This window comes from Marinifilum sp. D737, assembly GCF_026672275.1.
In the GTDB taxonomy this organism is placed as follows: domain Bacteria; phylum Bacteroidota; class Bacteroidia; order Bacteroidales; family Marinifilaceae; genus Marinifilum.
Genome location: NZ_JANQCD010000007.1, coordinates 1 through 20,796, shown reverse-complemented (window position 1 = coordinate 20,796; position 20,796 = coordinate 1). Strand labels below are relative to the sequence as shown.

General features: G+C 35.7%; 18 protein-coding genes. 6 read left to right on the top strand and 12 right to left on the bottom strand.

What is annotated here, in order from left to right; translation table 11 throughout:
* The 12 genes from NQ163_RS06275 to NQ163_RS06220 all read right to left on the bottom strand — a co-directional run bounded on the left by NQ163_RS06275 (position 1) and on the right by NQ163_RS06220 (position 10,581).
* Positions 1–600 carry a rubredoxin-like domain-containing protein gene (locus NQ163_RS06275; protein ID WP_268189418.1) on the bottom strand — a complete coding sequence of 200 codons (600 nt, stop codon included), beginning with the start codon at positions 598–600 and terminating at the stop codon, positions 1–3.
* Between the two features lie 243 nt (positions 601–843).
* Complete coding sequence (locus tag NQ163_RS06270) at positions 844–1,014, bottom strand: hypothetical protein (RefSeq protein WP_268189417.1); 171 nt, start codon at positions 1,012–1,014, stop codon at positions 844–846.
* 25 nt (positions 1,015–1,039) lie between these two features.
* The gene (gene lgt / locus NQ163_RS06265; protein ID WP_268189416.1) at positions 1,040–1,870 is read right to left on the bottom strand and encodes a prolipoprotein diacylglyceryl transferase; all 831 of its coding nucleotides are present in this window, start codon (positions 1,868–1,870) and stop codon (positions 1,040–1,042) included.
* Between the two features lie 31 nt (positions 1,871–1,901).
* Positions 1,902–2,471 carry a hypothetical protein gene (locus NQ163_RS06260; RefSeq protein ID WP_268189415.1) on the bottom strand — a complete coding sequence of 190 codons (570 nt, stop codon included), beginning with the start codon at positions 2,469–2,471 and terminating at the stop codon, positions 1,902–1,904.
* A 164-nt stretch (positions 2,472–2,635) separates the two neighbouring features.
* The gene (locus NQ163_RS06255) at positions 2,636–3,811 is read right to left on the bottom strand and encodes a TlpA family protein disulfide reductase (RefSeq protein WP_268189414.1); all 1,176 of its coding nucleotides are present in this window, start codon (positions 3,809–3,811) and stop codon (positions 2,636–2,638) included.
* An 85-nt stretch (positions 3,812–3,896) separates the two neighbouring features.
* Positions 3,897–4,172: a hypothetical protein gene (locus NQ163_RS06250; RefSeq protein ID WP_268189413.1), complete on the bottom strand. Its 276-nt coding sequence runs from the start codon at positions 4,170–4,172 to the stop codon at positions 3,897–3,899.
* Between the two features lie 169 nt (positions 4,173–4,341).
* Positions 4,342–5,718, bottom strand: a complete 1,377-nt coding sequence (locus NQ163_RS06245; RefSeq protein WP_268189412.1) for a DUF4932 domain-containing protein — start codon at positions 5,716–5,718, stop codon at positions 4,342–4,344.
* A 47-nt stretch (positions 5,719–5,765) separates the two neighbouring features.
* Entirely contained in the window at positions 5,766–6,146 is a 381-nt protein-coding gene (locus tag NQ163_RS06240; protein WP_268189411.1) for a PH domain-containing protein, read from the bottom strand.
* Between the two features lie 35 nt (positions 6,147–6,181).
* A complete protein-coding gene (locus NQ163_RS06235) occupies positions 6,182–7,309 on the bottom strand; it encodes a TlpA disulfide reductase family protein (protein WP_268189410.1) in 1,128 nt (375 codons plus the stop codon).
* 243 nt (positions 7,310–7,552) lie between these two features.
* Positions 7,553–8,020, bottom strand: coding sequence for an IS200/IS605 family transposase (gene tnpA / locus NQ163_RS06230; RefSeq protein ID WP_268189409.1), 468 nt, complete (start codon positions 8,018–8,020; stop codon positions 7,553–7,555).
* A 353-nt stretch (positions 8,021–8,373) separates the two neighbouring features.
* Complete coding sequence (locus NQ163_RS06225) at positions 8,374–9,477, bottom strand: TlpA disulfide reductase family protein (protein WP_268189408.1); 1,104 nt, start codon at positions 9,475–9,477, stop codon at positions 8,374–8,376.
* A 321-nt stretch (positions 9,478–9,798) separates the two neighbouring features.
* Entirely contained in the window at positions 9,799–10,581 is a 783-nt protein-coding gene (locus tag NQ163_RS06220; protein WP_268189407.1) for a hypothetical protein, read from the bottom strand.
* Positions 10,582–11,049: 468 nt separating this feature from the next.
* Here NQ163_RS06220 and NQ163_RS06215 point away from each other — a divergent pair, with 468 nt between their 5' ends.
* The 6 genes from NQ163_RS06215 to NQ163_RS06190 all read left to right on the top strand — a co-directional run bounded on the left by NQ163_RS06215 (position 11,050) and on the right by NQ163_RS06190 (position 20,286).
* Positions 11,050–11,523 (top strand): LutC/YkgG family protein, encoded by a 474-nt coding sequence (locus NQ163_RS06215; RefSeq protein WP_268189406.1) that lies wholly within the window; start codon positions 11,050–11,052, stop codon positions 11,521–11,523.
* A 9-nt stretch (positions 11,524–11,532) separates the two neighbouring features.
* A complete protein-coding gene (gene ldhH / locus NQ163_RS06210) occupies positions 11,533–13,677 on the top strand; it encodes an L-lactate dehydrogenase (quinone) large subunit LdhH (RefSeq protein ID WP_268189405.1) in 2,145 nt (714 codons plus the stop codon).
* A gap of 20 nt (positions 13,678–13,697) precedes the next feature.
* On the top strand, positions 13,698–13,907 hold the full coding sequence (locus NQ163_RS06205; RefSeq protein ID WP_268189404.1) for a hypothetical protein: 210 nt from the start codon (positions 13,698–13,700) through the stop codon (positions 13,905–13,907).
* Positions 13,908–14,105: 198 nt separating this feature from the next.
* Complete coding sequence (locus tag NQ163_RS06200; RefSeq protein WP_268189403.1) at positions 14,106–15,764, top strand: L-lactate permease; 1,659 nt, start codon at positions 14,106–14,108, stop codon at positions 15,762–15,764.
* Positions 15,765–15,992: 228 nt separating this feature from the next.
* On the top strand, positions 15,993–18,878 hold the full coding sequence (locus NQ163_RS06195) for an FAD-binding and (Fe-S)-binding domain-containing protein (RefSeq protein ID WP_268189402.1): 2,886 nt from the start codon (positions 15,993–15,995) through the stop codon (positions 18,876–18,878).
* Positions 18,879–19,053: 175 nt separating this feature from the next.
* Positions 19,054–20,286 carry a hypothetical protein gene (locus tag NQ163_RS06190; RefSeq protein WP_268189401.1) on the top strand — a complete coding sequence of 411 codons (1,233 nt, stop codon included), beginning with the start codon at positions 19,054–19,056 and terminating at the stop codon, positions 20,284–20,286.
* Positions 20,287–20,796 lie beyond the last annotated feature (510 nt).

Sequence of the window (20,796 nt, the reverse complement as noted above, 5' to 3'; positions counted from 1 at the left end):
TTAAAACTTCCTTCCCCAAATTTTAACAGCACCACCCATACCAATATTCATTAATCGTTTGCCGGCATGTCCAAGTACAATACCACAGATTAATGCAATAGTACCACATATCAATAACAAAATCTTCGATTGTAAATCATCAATTCCTTTCCATGCCAAAAATGGAGTGAAAAAAGAAGCAACAAGCATAATGCTACTGTAAATGATTTTCTTTTTAAGAATGGGAGTGGTTACCGACTTAAAACGCAATTTACCATCGATCATTCCACTTAAAAAGGCACCGAAAACAGTAAATGGAAAGATTACTGCCGAGAATTTTGCTGTGCCCAATAAAATTTCAGGATAGAAGTTTGGGAAGAATAGATTGATTAGCAATGCCTGCAGTGCAAAAACCAATGTAGTTTGGGGGAAATGAACTGCAATAGGATGCAAATCGAGGTGTAAAATTCTACTTCGCCCCGGAGACATTCTTTCTTTGTATTGTTCGAATACTTTTTTGGGTAAACCACAGGCAGGGCATACATCCTGTAGTTCGCTTTCTTTCATTACATAGCCACAAGGTTTACAGATATACAGTTTGTCCTCTTGTTTTTCTTTCATAGTTGGTTATTTTTTTAGGTTATAGAACGCATAAATTTACCAAATCATGCAAAACAATATGTCAAAATAGGTATTGGACTAAATATAAATTAACTACTAATAAAATTATCATTTTTGCTATTACACAGATTTTAGAGGCTTGAATAATGAGTTTTACCTGAATATTTTGGACTTATTACCCACAAAAAAGATAAAAATATCCAAATGGAAGTTTCCATTTCTGGAGTTACAAGTTCCATAGTTTTAATTTTTAAATCTTCTTTCAACTTGCTGCCCTAAAAAATAGGCTCCTAAAACAGGAATTAATGCATAGCCAATATAATTCTCCAGTAATTCAAAGTAATCCAATCCTGTTAGAATAATTGCTGTCAGAACAATAAACAGCACATCAATTACGATCTTATTTCTTTTCATGTTTCTATAATTTAAACTTGCAAACTCAATTGCTTTTTGGTTTTACCAATTCCATATGCGATAAACCCAAGCCCAACAACAATATGTAGGGAATACTCAACAGTTGACCCATGTTGAATTGCATACCCGATTCGAATGCTACCTGATTTTCTTTAACAAACTCAATAAAAAAACGAGCTGTAAATATAAGAAACAGTACAGTTCCAAAGAATACTCCATTTTTGAATTGCGCTCTCTTGGTTTTATACAAAAACAGCATCAAACCAAAAATCAGGAAGTAACAGATGGCTTCGTACAATTGAGCTGGATGACGGGGAATGGTATCGATTCTCTCGAATACAAAAGCCCATGCTTTGTTGCTTGGCATACCAACAATCTCCGAGTTCATTAAATTGGCCAGGCGGATAAAACCAGCTCCCAAGCCGGTAACCACGGCAATTAAATCGATGGTATCGAGCATGGAATGTTTGGTCTTGCGTGAATAAAGAAACAGGGCAATGATTAAACCAAGCGCACCTCCATGACTGGCCAATCCTCTATAACCTGTAAACTCAATTCCACCACCAGATGAAAACTGAATTGGCAATAATATTTCCAAAGGATGATTAAAGTAATAGCCAGGCTCGTAAAACAAACAATGTCCTAGCCGGGCACCAAGCAGAATACCAATTATTCCATACATGGATAGTTTCTCTAAATTGGCTTCAGGAAGTTTTTCCTGTTTAAAGATCCATTTCAAAACAACAATCGACAAGATAATGCCGCTAAGAAATAGTAAGCTGTAATATCGTATGGATAATCCTAAAATATTGACAATTTCAGGATCTGGATTCCAGTTGATTTGAGTTAAAATCATTTTTCGTTAAAGTGTTTTTCTTGGATTTTATTTATTGACAGATTTTTGAAATCAAGCTTTTGAAAATTTCAAGTATGATTTCAAATTCTTCAGTCTCATCTATATGGCGATCTCCTAAAATAAAAAGCTCACCATTAGCCAGATGAAAGTTGGAAACATTATTCTTTAGTAAAAGATTTTTCAAATTGCCATCAGACAAGATACTCTTCATCTTTCTCTCATTGTTTGTAGTAATCAGGTATCTGTCATCAAATTCTTTGTCACCAATTTCAATTTCCTGGTTATAGATCGATTTTATAATCTTTTCAATTACATCTTCGAATGTGATATAGAAACGAAAATCCGTTATTCCCAAATTGCAGGTAACTCTTAAGAGGTTTATATCTGATTCCTCAAACCGAACCATGTAATTTTTAATAGGAACCTCCATAATTAAACGACTAAAAGTATTGCTGCCAGTTCTTTTTAGCTGCAGTGTTCCATTATTTTCATCGGAAAACTTTTCCCAGGTTTTAAGCTTTTTCTCAACATCTATGTATGGTGTTGCAGAAGGAATAAAAGCACGCATCACTTTTTCTATTTTCTTAATCAAATCAGGCATATCTATGTTTAGTCATTTAATTTTCTAAATTACAAATTCAACTAAACATTAAAAATGATTTGGTAAAATTATTTATAAATAAAAAACACCCCACGGCTTAGTGTGGAGTGTTTAAACAATATTTATTAATTACTGCTTCATATATAATAAATATGAAAGCTTCTCTACTTCAATAATTCGTCTAGTTTATTATAGAAATCTTCAGTCTCACCTTTATAAACATCAACAATCTTTTTGTCTTTATCCAATATGATTTTGGTTGGATATCCTTTAATGGCATACATCACAGAAGCATCTTTCTCTATGCTTTCTGCATTAATTACCTGTGTCCATTCTAATCCATTATCTGCTACCGAAGTTTTCCATTTTTCTTCAGTTTCATTGCAATCAATGCCAATAAATTCTACTTTGCTTTGATATTTGCTGTAGTATTCTTTCATTTTTGGAAATCCTTTGATGCACCATCCGCACCAGCTGCCCCAAAAGTCGAGTACAACATATTTGTCTTTAACTGAATTTAATTCAAAATCATCACCTTTAATCGATTTTAAAACAAAGTTTGGAGCCGTTTTGCCTTTCGCAATTTTTTTTTCAGCATCTTGAATTAGGGTGTATTTTTTAAATCTTAAAACCTGACCATCTAAAATTTTTTTAAAGCTTCCATTCGCAATTTTGTCGTTCAAGTTAGCATGGTATTTCATCAAAGTATCTAGGTTTTGCTGGCATAAATAGTAGGCAGATAGTTCTTTGTCAAAATTAGACTTTATGTATTTGAGTTCCTCTTTGTCGGCTAGTTTGTCAAATGCTCTTCTTTTTTCAAAAAGCTCATTGATGATTGCATTATCTTCATTGCTGTTTCTTAAACTATCTATGCGTAATTCTATCTGCACAGCATTGGATGAATTCTTTATGTGCTTATTTCTAATTTTACAAAAATCTTTGTTAAAGTCACTACCGTTTGTATCGTATTCAAGGTAGTAGTCATGCAAACTTCCTTTAACAGACAACTTATCATCAGGTTTTAATTGCAGCACTAAGTGTTTTTGCTGAGGATGAAAAGGGTGTCCATTTAGCCTTTTAAAAGCTGCATTTTTTGGGAAGAAATAGGCCATGATTGGCTCGGTAATGGAAGGGTTGTATTCGAACTTATTGTATTTCGCAATAATTGTATCAGTAAAAGGCTCATCTATACTGTGCATTTGTGATATTGGAGCGTACTCAACTAAAATGGTGTCGTTTCCTAGGCCTTCAATTTCTGCTATCAACATGTTTTTCTGTTCGCATGAGCTGAAGATGACAATACTCATAAATAAAATACTGAGTTTTTGTAATGTTTTCATTTTAATCATTCATTAGTGTTTTTTATATGTATGCCTACTAGGCACACGTATAGGATCATATTTTATAAGCTGAATTCAAGTAGAATCACTTTCTGCTGTCGTACATATAGAAACCAACCACATTTTTGTCCTTGTCAATTCTGATCTTTTTAAATACTCTCTGAAAATGATGTTCAGAAGTCAAAGCTGCAGATGGAATGGTGTTTTTATTGGTATCCTCAACCAAATAGGAAACAACAATCTCCCAAATGTCTTCCTCTTTTAGTAATTCTGCTTGCTCTAACCTAAAATCAGGAGTGTCCAGCTTGGTTAAATCCTGAAGTTGCAACTTTGCAATGTTGAATAATTCTTTTAGTGTCATGTTGTGGTGTTTTATGGGTATTTATTATCAAATTAAAGAGGCCTAGCCCTTTGTCTTTTGTAGTACAAAAGATATGAATTAATTGGGGCGTTAGCCCTAAAATCTTCGTAGAAAAATAAGATACCATATTAATCTGGAGGCGTAGCCCTGATTTCTGATTAGTTCTTGCTTATTCCCCAGTTGTAAAATCCAATTCAAAACTTTCTTGCAGAGGAAAGCCTTGTTTGTCCTCGTTAAAAACAGAACGAAAATCAAGCAAATACTTGGTGTTAGGTTCTAGTTCAACATGAATACACAGAATGGTTCTTTCTTTGTTTTGCCATTCCAAATCCATTTTGGGCTGTTTGCCTTTATCACTTATTCCGTAGCTAGCCATTGGTTTATCATACTCTACAATAATCTCCTTTAAAGAAGTGCTTACATTGTTAGTTCCCTGTTTCAATGATGTACGAATAATCTTTGGGCAATTGCTCCTAAATTCGCTTAACAAATCATCTGCTATTAAATTGTTCTGCACCTTTACAATTTCGGGCATAAAATCATTTAGGGTAGGGTATTTCGATCGGTTAGATGAATATCGCTCTAATGCTTTATACAATTCATCTATCCACAGAAAACCTTTAGCTTTTTCAGCATTAAGTAATTTCTCCACTACATTTTTACTAGCTCCATTGTCTTCAAAATACCTGATGGTCGAAGCTCTCACCAATATTTCATAAATCATGGTTTTGGCCGATCCATAGGCTTGTCTTCTCATTAAAGTTGAAACCGAAGCAAATAAATCCGTTGCTTTCGATTCCATATCCGAATAATATTTTTCACCTAATGGATTACAAAACGAGTGGCAGAATTCATGAACCAATGTGCTCTTTTGGTGCTTCTTAAAAACTGGATATCCAGTACTGTCAACCTTATATGCACTCAAAATGGAGTATATGTTTTCTTCACCCGATTTTGTTACATACTTTGGGCCATAGTTTCCACGGTGTAGCAAACCTACAACAATATGGTATTGACCTTTGGGTTTGTAGCCAAAAAACTTTTCGAACCATTCAATATGAATTTCATTGGAAACGATTTGAAAGCGCTCAGAGGCCAAATCATACATTTTTTGATTGGCTTTAAAGAATGTATTAAATTTACTTTCCTGGTAAAAATTTTGAACTGCCAGAACAAATTCATCGGCATAATTTCCCCAACGATCATCCAAACCATCTTTATTCAATTGTGGATTAAAATAGACCGAGTTGTTTTTAATTTCCAGGTGAATGGCCATCGACATAACAGCATCATAGCCAATACCTCGTTTCTTTTTAAGTTTTTGGGCTAGCTTTACCACTTCATGATTGCTATACTTGCCAAAGTATTTATCTGTAACATCAGCATGTAGCTTAACTGTATTGTTAATATATTCCTGCGATTTTGCCAATCGAAATACCACACTTAGCAATTCAACTCGCTCATCGTATTTCGGACTTAAATTGTTTTGCGCAAAAGAGCTGATTCCTGTGATCATCAGAAGCAATAGTGTTGTTTTGAGTCTCATGTTAGAGTGTTTGAAGTTTATCTTAGTTTGGATGATTGTTGTTGGTTTTATCCTAGTACATACTTCGCAAGTACTTTTTGCACATCGTAAACATTAACCGATTTGTTGAACTTCTTTACAATGCTTGGTTGCTGCTCGCTCGAAACCCATATTTTCAGTTCCGCATCCAAATCAAATGTTCCTGCGGTTTCGATACTAAAGCGTGCTATACTTTTATAGGTAACCGATAGGTATTCGGTTTTTCGGCCTGTTACACCTTGTTTGTCTACCAGAATCAACCTTTTGTTGGTGAAAATAAAGGTGTCCCTAACTAGTTTAAAACCAATTTCTACTTCTTCGTTGTCGGTAAACAATTGTCCATAATCGTTTCTTAATTTATCTTGGTCTACGGCTCCGGCATTGCCAATTAACGATGAAAATAATCCCATGTGTTTTATTGTTTTTTGTTGATGTTAAATTTCATTTAAACATTCAAATCCTTAATATGCTTCTTTAGTTTCTGTTCTAATAATCCTTTGCTGTAACCCATCCATTTGTCGATTATCTTACCTTCAGGATCAATTAAAATATAGGTTGGAAAGGCTGTTATGTCATATACCGAAGAAATTCCAGAGAAAGTAGATTTACCATCCGATAGGTTAACCCACGAAATGTTTTTCTTTATAGAGACATCTTTCCATGTTTCTTCGCTACTTGCCATATTAAGGCCGATAATGCATAGTTGATCTCTATTTAGCGAATCTAATTTTTTTGTTTCAGGCATGGCCATCATGCAAGGGCCACATCCCATACTCCAAAAATCAAGTAAAAGGTATTTTCCTTTGTACTCGCTTAGCGAGTGATTTTTTCCATCGGTATCATGGGCAACAAAATCAATCATGTTATCACCAATTTCAGGAGCTTTACGATCCTCTAAACATGTTAAAATTCCTTGAGCATGTAATGTGTTTTTATATTCTTCATCAATTCTATTGTAAATCTTTCGAACTTCTTCTTTTGGTGTGCTCTTATCGAATTTAATTTTGTAGTACAATTTGTTTAAAGCAGTTCGACTGTTTGGATTCTCCTTGATCAGATCATACTCAATATTTTGTTTTCTCTTGTATAACGAATCTATCTCATGCATCATCTCCGATGCAATTTCTCTATTATTTATGCTTTTAATTCGTGCAATACTCAAACTATCTATTGTTGAATCCATAGCTTTTGTAGCCTCAACAAACTTATTCAACACAATTTGTTCTTTGATATTGCTGACAACCTGCCATGTAGCTAAAAATTTTCCATCTCCATTTATCGTAATTTTTTCATGTTCAACCCATAGATCGCATTGTCCATAAAAATTTTGCCAATCTTTCATTCTTAGGTTCATCTTACTTGGTTGTTTTACCAGGGAATCCGAGAATTCGAAATATCCATTAATAATGGTGTCAGTAGCAATACGTTTTCCCATATCACCATAGTCAATGTATAGGTTTATTATGGAACTATCGGGAATGTTTGTAAGATTACCCGTTATAAGATAAGTGTCACGTTTTTGCTGACATGACATTAATAGTGCAACGAAAGCAATTAATAGAATTTGTTTCATGTTTTTGGTTCTTTATAATTAGGGATATAAAAATTCCTTTTGTAATTGTAGGTGAATTAGATCTCAGGGCTAACGCCCCTCAGCTTGCTTCAAAACTTTTTTTCTACTATGATTTTAGCGCTAACGCGCCTATGTTTTTATTTTAAGTTTGATGTTCCAATTTTTTCAATCAAGGGACGTTAGTCCTGTACTCTTCGTAGAGTATGAAATAAGAATTGTGTATTAGGGGCGTAGCCCTGATATCTATACATTATCATACCATTCAAATAGATATTTTGAATTATAATCGACCTCAAACTTTTTCAAAAACGATAAATATTCATCTTTAAATGTCTGTTTTTTATGATGTTCTTTTTGATTTAAAACATACTTAACCACCATGTCTATATGCGATTTTGAATAAGTAAAAGCACCATAACCATCTTGCCAAGAAAACTTTCCAGGGATATATTTTTTGTCATTCAACCAATTTGAAGAACCAGATTTTACCTGTTCCATCAATTTAGCAGGAGAGAGGCTAGGATGCATTCCCACAAAAACATGTGTATGATCGGGATTGCAATAGATAACGTAGGTTTTACAATTGTGATTATTAATAATGCCACACATCATTTTTTCCAGCTCATTCTTAAAATGATTTTTGATTAGGTTTTCTCGACCTTTTACAGAAAAAATGTATTGAATGTACAATTGTGTGTATGTGTTTGCCATGGTTTTTCTTAATTATATCAGGGCTAACGCCCCTCAGCTTGCTTCAAAGTTTTTCTTCTACTATGATTTTAGCACTAACGCGCCTATGTTTTTATTTTAAGTTTGATGTTCCAATTTTTTCAATCAAGGGACGTTAGTCCTGTACTCTTCGTAGAATAAAAAATGCGAATTGTGCTTTAGGGGCGTAGCTAGAAATATTATTTTATCCATAAGGTTTGATTTAGATATCAGGCTTATGTCCTTTTGTTTTTTGCATGAACTGTAGTTGTTACAAAGATTTTGGGGGTAATTCCCTAAAGCCGTTTGTATGGGACGTAATCCTTATATCTTGTTACCTTCCTTTGCTGATATATCTACACCCCAAATATCCTTTTAAGAGCTTCCTCTAGTTTTTCGCCTTTTAAATCTTTAGCTATAATTCTTCCTGAAGGAGCAATTAAAATACTTGTAGGGATTAATGTAACACCATATCTAATTCCTACATTGCCTTCTTTTGAACCATTGTCTAGTAGGGAAGGCCATGAAATAGAATCTTCTTTGGTGGCTCTTTTCCAATGATTTTCATTTTTGTCAGATGATATGTTGAGGATTATAAAATCTTTGTTTTTGTACTTTTCGTATTCGCTTACCAGAGTTTTGTTGGCAGTTCTACAGCCAGGACAACCTGCTTTCCAGAATTCCAGTAGTATAAATTTGCCTTCGAAATCTTTTAAGCTTACCTTATTTCCTTTTGTGTCTTTCAATTCAAAATTTTCAGCCATATCGCCAACTTTAACTTGCTTGTTTAACTCCAACCATTTAGCGGTTGATTTTGCATATTCCGATTGCTTTATATTCGGAGATAAGTTTTCATATAAGGATCTTATTTCTGATTTTGGAAGTCCGCCAGTAAAGCCTTTCAGCATAAAAGCACTGTAAAGTTTATTTGGATTATTTTCAATATACCTTGCTCCAAATGCGATTCTTTTTTTGATGATTTTAGTTTGCTGCTTCGAGATAGATTTCGCTTTTTCCATATCTCCAGCCTCCATAGTACTCCTTAATTCCTTTTGTATACTATCCATCTGAAGCTCTAGAGGGAGAACTGTTTTTAGATAATCGCTATTTTGTTTTTGCAATTCACCACCTTCAACCTTGGCGTATTTAATTTCCCCTTTTTTACCTTCAATTACTATGTCAACATCCTCCAAAAAAAGGAATAAATATTCCGACTTTCGTCCTTCTCCTATGAAAATACCTCCAGGAACAGTTTTGCTGTTGATGGCAGAACAATGAAATTTGTTGTCTACAATATAAGTGGTATCAATGCCCTTGTTGATTTCAAAATTCATTAAAACTACCATAGTACTGTCAGGATAACCTGTAATGTTTCCCGTGATTTTAATTCTATCCTCTTTATTTTTAAAAGCACTTAATGTCAACAAAATAATACAGGAGTAAATAATCACTTTTCTCATAATAGTTCATTTAAATTGTTCGATATTGGGAATTTTCTTCATAAATAAAACACCCCATACCAAAGCATGGGATGTTTCGATCGTTAGTTATTTATAGAGTACTAATGAGAAGCTTAGCTTCTCATGGAGTAAAATGCAGTGCTATCGGTGTTTTACATATGCCTATCGTACATATTAATAGTCCTATCGCTAATTTAAGAGACCTATCGGGTAATTTACCCTGTCTATCGCTATTAAGAGGTGCCTATCGCGAAAATTACTCACCTATCGGTTCACAGACCCACCTATCGCAAAATAGCGTAACTATCGTAAGGGGTTCAGCTATTCTTCAATCTTATCTTTTGAGCTTTTCTCACGGTTGTTACGCAAATACTCACTCGCGTACCTTTTTTGTTTTTCTTCATTGTTCCAGAATGCATACTTTCCATAAGAGCGAATTTCATCAACCAAGAGTTTTAGGTATGTGTAAGCCCTGTCGCGCATCTCTTTTTCGGGACGTAAGCTACTGCTTTGAGCTCCATTCACAACTCTTAGCAGATTATTCAGCTCATCCGATAGTTCATTGGCTTTAACCAACTTATTGTTATCGAATTTAATTGCAGCCAATTCATCAGGATACTCAGCACCTAGTCCAGGATAATCACTCATGTCTTGGGCCAGGTCGTCATTGCCACGTCCATCTGTAACTTTTTTAAGTCTGCGCAGGGCCTCCTTGTTGTTTCTAAATGCAAACTGGAAATCGTGTTTCAATTCACGTTGAAGTAAACTAGCTTCTGCTACTTTCTCATCCCACGCCTTGGTATTGGTTATCCCAGTATCGTATTTTCGAGTCCAGATTGTTTCTTTATCCGATAAGAAATCCGCTCTTACACCAAGTTCTTCAATTTTTTCGGGAGCCAATCCTCTTGCAATTAAAGCTTCTTTGTCTTCGGTAGCATAACCTTGTAGTTTTCCTGCTTCTCTAATCGCTGTTTTTACGGGAATAGTAAGTTTCACAACTTCCTCTTTAGGAATTTCCATTACCAATTCTTCCATGCTTTTACTTGTATTCGTATCTGACATTTTTATGGCCGAATAATACGACCAGTTAGTATTAAAAATCATTTTTCGACATTTCAATTTATGAAATATATGTTAATATACCACAAGGTTTTTAAAATATTTTCTGTTAAAAAATGTAAAATGCCCCACTTTACGGAGTGTTCGGTATATTGATAAGTTAAATAAGACTTTTTGCTCTTAAATTATTTGGGGATTCTCTCTGGATTTTATCCATTCTGTCCATTTTGATCACTTTTTAAAAATAATATGGATGCAGGTGTGCAGAATTGCACGGTTGTTCAAAATTGCACAGCCTATAAATGATAGCTGTTCAATATTGAACACCTTCGAAATCGATTGAAATGAGACTTCTGAAAACCTTTTCGATTGACTAAAGTGCAGAAAATCAACATTAAATATTTTGAATGATTCTGAATAGTCTTGTGTTGGTTTTTTTGGCATTAGGCTTGGTTAGAGAGTTGGCAACAATATTTCGAACCTAACGATTTATTCAAACAATAACTTAATCCTATGAATGATTTAGAAAGATTTATAGAAAAGTCAGAACTAGTAGGTAGCGAGAATTTGGTTCTATCGAACGATGAGTTTTCAATGCTACTTAAGAAGGAGAGATTTGACTATGTTGATGTCCCAAGTTTTAATCTTAAAAAAGACATTAGAGCTGGTGAGGAAGGAATAGGAACTGCACTGGTAGAAGTTGATTATGGTATAGCAGAAACGGGAACAGTTGTACTTGATAGTTGCGAAGAAAATAAAAGGCTGGCTACCTGTCTTGCCGAAAAGCTTTTGGTGGTTATGCCACTAAGCAAACTGGTAAGCACATTAAACCATGTGGCCGATTTTCTTGAAGAAAGAACATCAGATAAAGGCGGATACGTTGCATTCATTACCGGGGCGAGTAGAACCGCCGATATTGAGCGTGTGCTAACAGTAGGAGTTCATGGGCCTAAGGAGATGACAGTTTATATTTTGAATGATTTATAAAGAGCAGCTATGAAGATACACGATCAGATAAACGAAAAATTGAAAGATGAGGTTTTGTATAAGAACCTAAAGAACTTTGCAACTGCTTATAAGGCATCAAAGGAAAATGCATATAAAGGACTGGATTTTGAATCGTTAAGAACTCGTGTTCACGATTTAAAGGATAGAGATTTAAATAAAGTAATGCAGCAATTCAACCTGTTTCGCGAGAATGTCGAGAAACATGGATGTAAGGTATTTCAGGCAAAAACAGGCGAGGATGCTTGTAAATACATTGCTGATGTAATGAAAAAACACAATACCAAATATATGGTGAAGTCAAAATCGATGACTTCGGAAGAGATTCTGTTGAACCATTATTTGGAAAAAGAGGGATTGCAACCCATCGAGACCGATTTGGGAGAGTGGATTCTACAGTTGGCCAACGAGCATCCTTCACATATGGTAATGCCAGCCATTCACAAAACTCGCCAGCAAGTGGCTAAAATCTTTGCCGATTACACAGGCGAAGAGGTTGATCCGGACGATATTAAGGCAATGGTAGAAATTGCTCGTCGTTTCTTACGTGATTCATATTTCAAATCAGGAGTTGGTATGACTGGGGCTAATGTTGCTGTAGCCAGTACAGGAACTATTGGTTTGGTTACCAACGAGGGTAACGCACGTTTGTCATCAACTGTTCCTCCGGTGCACATTGTATTGGTAGGTTACGAAAAATTATGTGATGATTTTAACCAGGCATTGGATATTGTACGCGTATTGCCAAAGAGTGCAACCGGACAAACCATTACTTCATACACTACATGGATTAAAGGACGTACTCCATCATATAAAAACGAAGAAGGCATTAAGGAAACGCACTATGTATTTTTAGATAACGGACGTTTGGCATTTTTCGAGCATCCAAAATTTAAAGAAGCATTAAAGTGTGTACGTTGTGGTAGTTGTGCCAACATTTGTCCGGCCTACGAAATGGTAGGGGGGCATGTTTATGGCGATCGTTATATCGGTTCTATTGGGTTGATTTTAACGGCTCTTTACCAGGGCGACGAAGCTGCAAAAGATATTCTGAAGATGTGTATTGGTTGTAGAGCTTGTTCTTTCAACTGTCCATCGGGTATCGATTTGCAAACCTTAATCTCCGATTTGAAATTGGTAGTAGGGAAGAAGTATGGAATTAATCCTATAAAGAAGAAAGTATTTAAAAACTTGGTAGCGAAGCCGGATAGAATGAAATCTGTTCTTTCGATGGGGGCAAATTTCCAATTTCCATTAACAAAGACTTGTAAAACCAATGATGAAAAAATTATTGGTACAGTTCCAATGTTACCGAAGGAAATGGATTTTAGAAAATTCCCGGCTTTGGCTTCTAAAACATTTAGCAAGCGATTCTATAAAGATGGTTTCGACCAATTTACCTCAGACCGAAAAGTATTCTTTTACCCAGGTTGTGCGGTAGAGTATTTCTATCCTGAAATGGGATTGGCCATGGTAAAACTACTGCAGAAGAGTGGTATTCAGGTCGATATTCCTAAAAAAGCAGCTTGCTGTGGTATTCCTGCAATTGCTTCGGGTGATCCGGATAATGCCAAAACAATGATTTACAATACGATTGATAATCTGCAGGAACCTAAGGATTACGAGGCATTGCTGGTACTTTGTCCTACTTGTGGTGGCGCTATTAAGCATGAGTTTTTAGATTTCACGAAAGAAGACCCAAATAGATATAAGAAAGCTTCGATGTTAGGCGATATGGTAACTCCAATTGGTAAGTTCCTGGAGGAAAATAACATCAAATTCAAAGTGAAAGGAAACAAAAAAGTGACTTACCATACACCTTGTCATGATTCTCGTTCATTAGGTTATTCGGCAGAATCATTCCTTTCAAATTTAATAGGAAAACAATTTGTCCCACTTACCGATAGCAATGTGTGTTGTGGATTTGGTGGTACTTATTCTCTTGATTTTGCAAGCATTTCCAACGGAATATTAAACAAGAAAATTGAGAACATTCAGGCTAGCCAGGCAGAATTATTGGTTACCGATTGTCCTGGTTGTGTGATGCAAATTAATGGTGGTTTGATGCACAAGAAAGTACCTGTAAAAGTACTTCACTTGACAGAGTTTATCGAGAACTACCTCGAAATTGTTTAAATGTTAAAAATATTCGAATTATGGATTTAAAAAGCAATAGAATACATCTGGAGGAGAGTTTGAAAGACTTGAAACAAAAGTTAGTGGCTCTTGATATGCTAATGCATAATACCACTATTGTAGGAGATCCGCTTCGAAATCGCAGTTCATTATTAAAAAACTATAGTAAATCTAACCCATTTGCTACAGATAATAAATCTAGTAACCTGATTTTGAATAAAAATATTTGACACAGAAAGTCAGGTTAGTACAAATCAATGTCATTGAAAAGATTATCGTTTTTATAACACCTTTGTTAGCAGTTATTAATATAACTATTGAGTTTTAAAAGGAGCCTGCCAAGGGCAGGCCCTTTTTTTAATCAAATGCTAAAAAAGGTTTACTGGAAATTTCTTATCAAGGCAAACTAAAACCTAAATTATTTTATTATGAATGCATTATTAGCTTTTTCGCCAATTCTTTTAACCATAGTGTTAATGGTTGGCTTTAACTGGGGAGCCAAGAAGGCTTTGCCTCTTTCTTTACTAGTGGCAATAGCAGTGGCGTTTGGAGTATGGAAAATTGATATTCACCACATTCTTGGATATTCGGTATTTGGCTTCCTAAAAGCTTTCGATATCCTGATTATTATTTTTGGAGCGATTTTAATTTTGAATACCATGAAACTGTCGGGTGCAATGACCACCATCAACAATGGTTTTAATGGGATTACAAACGATAGACGTATACAAGCAATTATTATCGGTTTTATGTTCGGTGCTTTTATCGAAGGTGCTGCCGGTTTTGGTACTCCAGCCGCTTTGGCGGGACCACTTTTGGTAGGATTAGGATTCCCGCCTTTGGCTGCTGCCATGGTTGCTCTTATTTTTAACTCGGTTCCTGTTCCTTACGGTGCAGTTGGTACACCAATTAGTGGTGGTGCCATGGTTACCCTGGAACAAAATCTTGCCGATGTAGCTGCTAATCCTGAGGTGTTTAAATTGGCCTTAACCAAGTGGATTGCTATCCCTAATGCTCTGGTTGGTATTTTTATTCCTCTATTGGGTATCATGATAATGACCAAGTTTTTTGGCAAAGAAAGATCGATTAAGCCAGCATTGGCTGCAGCTCCTTTCGCAATTTTTGCAGGTTTGGCTTTTGGTATTCCTTACGTATTGATTGCATCTACTTTAGGTCCTGATCTTCCTTCACTATTGGGAGCATTTATCGGATTGGGTATTGTTGTATTTGCCGCAAAACGTGGATTCTTAGTTCCTAAGAAAACTTGGGATTTCCCTCCAAAATCAGAGTGGGAAGCAAGCTGGAAATCGAATGATAATGGCGGTGATACAGGAGAGGCTAAAATGGGCTTGGTTAAAGCATGGATGCCATATGTACTAATTGCTGTTATTTTGGTTGTGACTCGTATCCCTTCTCTAGGCTTAAAAGGATGGTTGGCAGCGCAAACGATTACTTTGTCAAACGTATTGGGTATTGAAGGATTAACCTACGTATTAAAGTGGGCTTATCTTCCAGGTACCATTCCATTCATATTGGTTGCATTAATTACGAATGTAATGCACGGAATGAATAAGAAACAAATTGTAACATCCTGGAAAACTACTTTCAAGCAATTAAGTGGTGCTGCTATAGCCTTACTAGCGGGTGTTGCAATGGTTCAGTTAATGTTAAAATCAGGTTCAAACGGAGCAGGGTTAGACAGTATGCTAACTACCATGGCAACTGCCATTGCCGATTTATCAGGTAATGCGTATCCGGTTATTTCACCAATTGTAGGGGTATTAGGTTCTTTTATGTCAGGTTCAGCGACTGTATCCAATTTGTTGTTTGCTTCCCTTCAATTCGAAACAGCTACTATTCTGGGAATTCCTCAGGTATTGATTGTAGCGGTTCAAACGATTGGTGCTGCATTGGGTAATATGATTTGTGTAAATAATGTTGTGGCAGTGTGTGCTACCGTAGGATGTATAGGTGCAGAAGGAACAATTATCAGACGTAACGCAATTCCTGCATTTGTATATTATTTAATGGTAATGATTGTAGTGGTAGTACTAATTTCTACTGGATTTAATCCATTGCCATTATAATAATTTAGAGCTTATCCAGAAAGTAATGTTAGGGTGTGATTATCGCGTTGAAGAAGCCTTGAAGTGTTTGTTGTTTTGTGGTTAGGGTTCAAAAGGTTTCACCAGCAAGAGTGAGAGGAAGGTCAAACTTTTTGGATAAGCTCAATTATTAAATTAAGAAAAAACGTACATTTGTCATACCAGTTACCAATTAAGGTTGTATGACTTGAATTGAAAAATATAAAGGCTATGTTGGAAGAAAATTATAAAAAGTTTTACGAGGAGATTCAATCAGACATTGAAAAATCAAGGCTATATACGGATGAAATTAGAAATTTGGCCTATGGTACAGATGCTGGTTTCTATCGTTTGACTCCTAAAATTATTGTTAGGGCTCAGAATGAGAAAGAGGTTACAAAAGCTCTTACTTTAGCCAATAAATATAGTTTACCTGTTACTTTTAGAGCAGCAGGAACCAGTTTAGCGGGGCAGGCAATTACTGATTCTATTTTAATTATTGCTGGGAAACACTGGGAAGGATATGAAATCTTGAAAGGTGGCGAAGAGATACGTATGCAACCAGGCTTGGTAGGTGCTCGCATTAACCAGGTTTTGGCTCCTTATGGAAAGAAATTAGGGCCCGATCCTGCTTCAATCAATTCTGCAATGATTGGTGGTATTGTGATGAACAATGCTTCGGGGATGAATTGTGGTACACACGAAAATGCTTACAAAACAATTCGTTCAGCTCGTTTGGTTTTTGCCGATGGAACGGTTTTGGACACTGGTGATGAGACAAGTAGAAAAGACTTTATGAATTCTCATGGCGATTTTATTCGAAAAATAGAGGAAATTCGCGATCGTGTAAGAGCCAACAAAACATTGGCTGATAGAATCCGTCATAAATACAGCATTAAAAATACTACTGGTTTAAGTATTAATCCGTTTATCGATTATGATGATCCTTTCCAAATTATAGTGAATTTAATGGTAGGTTCGGAAGGAACATTGGCTTTCATGTCTGAATTGACCATGAAAACTGTAACAAATCATAAGCACAAAGCTAGTGCGATGATCTATTTTCCTGATATTGTTACAGCTTGTCAGTCGGTGGTTACAATGAAACCAGGACCGGTACATGGTGCCGAAATGCTTGATCGTGTTGCTTTACGTGCTGTTGAGGATTCTGATGGAATTCCAGCCTTTATAAAAGATTTTCCTGATGGTGTTACTGCAATTTTGGTGGAAACTTTGGCCAATAGTCAGGAAGAATTGGATAAGAATATAAAGGAAATTAAAAACCTTCTTTCTGCTTATGAAACGGTTAAGCCAATTGAGTTTACCGATAAGCCTGAGGAATATTCAAAATATTGGAACATTAGAAAAGGTGTTTTTCCTGCTGTAGGTGGTTTGCGCGAAACAGGTACAACTTGTATTATTGAAGATGTTGCTTTTCATATTGAGGATTTACCTAAGGCAACAGCTGAATTGCAAGAATTAATTGCAAAATATGGATATAAGGATGGTGTGATTTACGGTCATGCTTTGGAAGGTAATTTCCATTTTATTTTCAACCAAAATTTTGATAAACCAGAAGAATTGGAGCAGTATGTGAGCTTCATGAAGGAAGTTGACTATCTGGTCGTAGATAAGTATGATGGTTCGTTAAAGGCAGAACATGGTACTGGTCGTAATATGGCTCCTTTTGTAAAACATGAATGGGGTGAAGAGGCTTACGAACTGATGAAAGAGGTGAAGCAACTTTTTGATCCTAAGAGTTTATTGAATCCGGGAGTGATTATCAATGAAGATCCTGATTGCTATATTAAAGATTTTAAAACATTAAAGCCTGTTCACGATATTGTAGACAAATGTATTGAATGTGGTTTTTGTGAGGTAAATTGTTTGACCGCAGGTTTTTCTCTTTCTGCACGTCAGCGTACGGTTGTACAACGTGAAATAAAACGTTTGGAAAATACAGGTGAAAATCCTGATATGCTAAAGAAGCTGAAAAAAGGATTTGCTTACCTGGGCGAACAAACTTGTGCAGGAGATGGTTTGTGTGCTACTTCTTGTCCTGTAGGAATCGATACAGGTAAATATATTAAATACCTTCGCTCGTTGAATGTTGATACTGCCAGAGCTCAAAAAATTAGTGGAATGGTTGCCAATAACTTCTCGACTGTTGGTTCTACTATTCGTACTGGATTAAAATTCGTGAATGGTGTACATACTGTAATGGGGTCGACTTTGCTTGGTGGAATTGCCGGTGGATTCAGAAAGCTAAGTGGTAATAGTATTCCAGCGTGGACTCCTGCTATGCCTAAGGGTGTGAGTGGACCAAAACCAAAGGAAATTAATCAGGAAAACCCATTAAAAGTAGTTTATTTCCCATCTTGTATTGCTCAAACAATGGGGCCAGCTAAAGGTGATCCATACAAAGAGCCTTTACACAAGGTAACTCAAAAATTATTGGAAAAGGCTGGTTACGAAGTAATCTTCCCTGAAAAAATGAGTTCACTTTGTTGTGGTACTCCTTGGGAAAGTAAAGGCTTGATAGAGCATGCTAATCAGAAATCATCTGAATTGGAAGCTGCATTGTTAAAAGCTTCGGAAAATGGAAAATATCCTGTTTTATGTGATACTTCGCCTTGTTTGTATCGCATGAGAAATGTGATGGATAAATCATTGAAATTGTACGAACCTGTAGAATTTATTCATGAATTCATGATGGATAAGTTGAAGTTTAACAAGGTTGACGAAGTTGTAGCTGTTCATCCAACATGTACAACAACGAAAATGGGTTTAACTACTAAATTAAAAGCTGTTGCTGAAGCTTGTGCTTCCCATGTTGTTCTTCCTGAAGAAGTAGGATGCTGTGGTTTTGCAGGTGACAGAGGTTTTAATTATCCAGAAGTAAACAAGTATGCACTTCGTAAGCTTCATCCTGTTATTGAGAAAGAGAAAGTTGTAGCAGGTTATTCAAATAGCCGAACTTGTGAAATTGGATTAACTACCAATGCAGGGGTACCTTACATGTCTATTATTTATTTGGTTAATAGAGTAACCGAAGGAATCAAAGCAACTTCTAATTATAAGAAAAAGCCAGCTAAAAAGGAGAGAGTAGCCATTTAACTGGTGGCGATAAAACATAAATTGTCTAATACCTAAGTTATGATTGGCTAATTTATGTATTATGCCCATATAATAAATTTAAAAATATTGAAACAGGCGTATTCCACTGAAATATATTAACTTGCATGCCGAATCGGGGTGCGTCCTGTTTCAAATTTTAACCTATGAAAACACTATGAAAAAAATATTTGTAATGGTATTGAGTTTGTTGCCATTGGCATCTTTTGCTCAAAAAAAAGAAGATATCAAAGTTAAACTTAGTGGATTTGTATCTGCGGAAGCGATTTTTGATACAAGAAAAACAGTTAATGCTCGCGAAGGAGAAGTACTTCTTTATCCCGCAGCAAAAGATTACGATATCAATGGTGAGGATTTAAATGACCGTTCTGAACTGTTCATGACTTCTATTCACTCTCGATTAAACGTTGGAGTTACAGGATTCAATGCATTTGGAGCGAAAGGATCTGCTACTATACAGGGTGATTTTGTTGGAACATCAAACGATAAATCAGGTTTGTTCCGCCTAAGACACGCTTTTGTGAAACTTGATTGGGGAAAGGACGAATTATTGGTTGGTAAGTACTGGCATCCTATGTTTGTAACATCTTGCTTCCCTAAAGTGCAGCATTGGGGTGGAGGTATTCCATTTAATGTTTTGGGAAGAGCTCCTCAGTTTCGTTACACTCGTAAATTTGATAAGGGGTATGCACTTATTGCTGCCTTGTCGGAGTTGGATTTTAAATCTCCAGGACCTGATGGTGCAAATGTAAAGTATATACAGCAAGCTAGTATTCCAGAATTATCAGCTCAGGTGAAATACGATTTTGCAAAAGGATTTACTTTAGGAGCAACCGCTGGAGTTAAGTTCTTAAAACCAATGATTGAAAATCCATTGGGTGCAAAAACAGATGAAATGCTATCAAGTCTTCAAATGAATGCCTGGATGACTGTTAAATCTGATAAGGTAGTTTGGAATCTTCATACCATTTATGGTCAAAACATGTACAATTTTGTAATGTTAGGTGGTTATGGTGTGAAGAATGTGAAAGCAAATGGAGATTACGAATATACCAATATTACCACACAATCTATTTGGTCTGATGTTTATACAACTACTGGTAATGTTCGTTATGGCTTATTTGCAGGTTATACAAAGAATCTTGGTGCAAGCGACGACTTAGCTACAGATGAGAATGGTTTTGTTGGATTGTATAGCAGAGGTTCTAATATTGATTACGTATATCAGTTTGGTCCAAGAGTGGAGTGGTATTCTGGTAAGTTCATGATTGGTACACAAGCTTTATATACTGCAGCTGCTTACGGAACTACTCAAGTAAATGGTAAGGTTGCAGATTCTTCAGAAGTAGGAAGTGCTCGTTTTATGGTACACCTAAAATATTCTTTCTAAAAAATAGGAGACTAAGAAAGCCTGTTTTCAATTTTTGTACGTTTAGCTAGTATAAGTATATACTGGTGGTTTTTTACAAGGCCTCAAGCTTAATGCTTGAGGCTTTTATGTTGTGTATATTTTAATCATAGTAAAAAAACTAGTATTATAATAAGAAAAGATGTTGTATTAGATTGCTGTATTGGGTTGTTAGGAGAAGTAATTTATTTATTATGGTTTATATAGAATAAATTTAAAAGCTTAAATAATTGTTTAAAAATGTTAAAATTTGAAAAAATCTTATATCTTTAGAGTCTAATTCCTACCGAAAGGTAGTAATGAGTTAAAGGTTCAACCGTAAGGTTGGTTAGTAGGTTAATTAACCCTTTAGAATTGTTGCCCGTGATTCCCCTATGTCACGGGCTTTTTCTTTTTCCAGTCCAACAGTCCAACAGTCCAACAGTCCAACAGTCCAACAGTCCAACAGTCCAACAGTCCAACAGTCCAACAGTCCAACAGTCCAACAGTCCA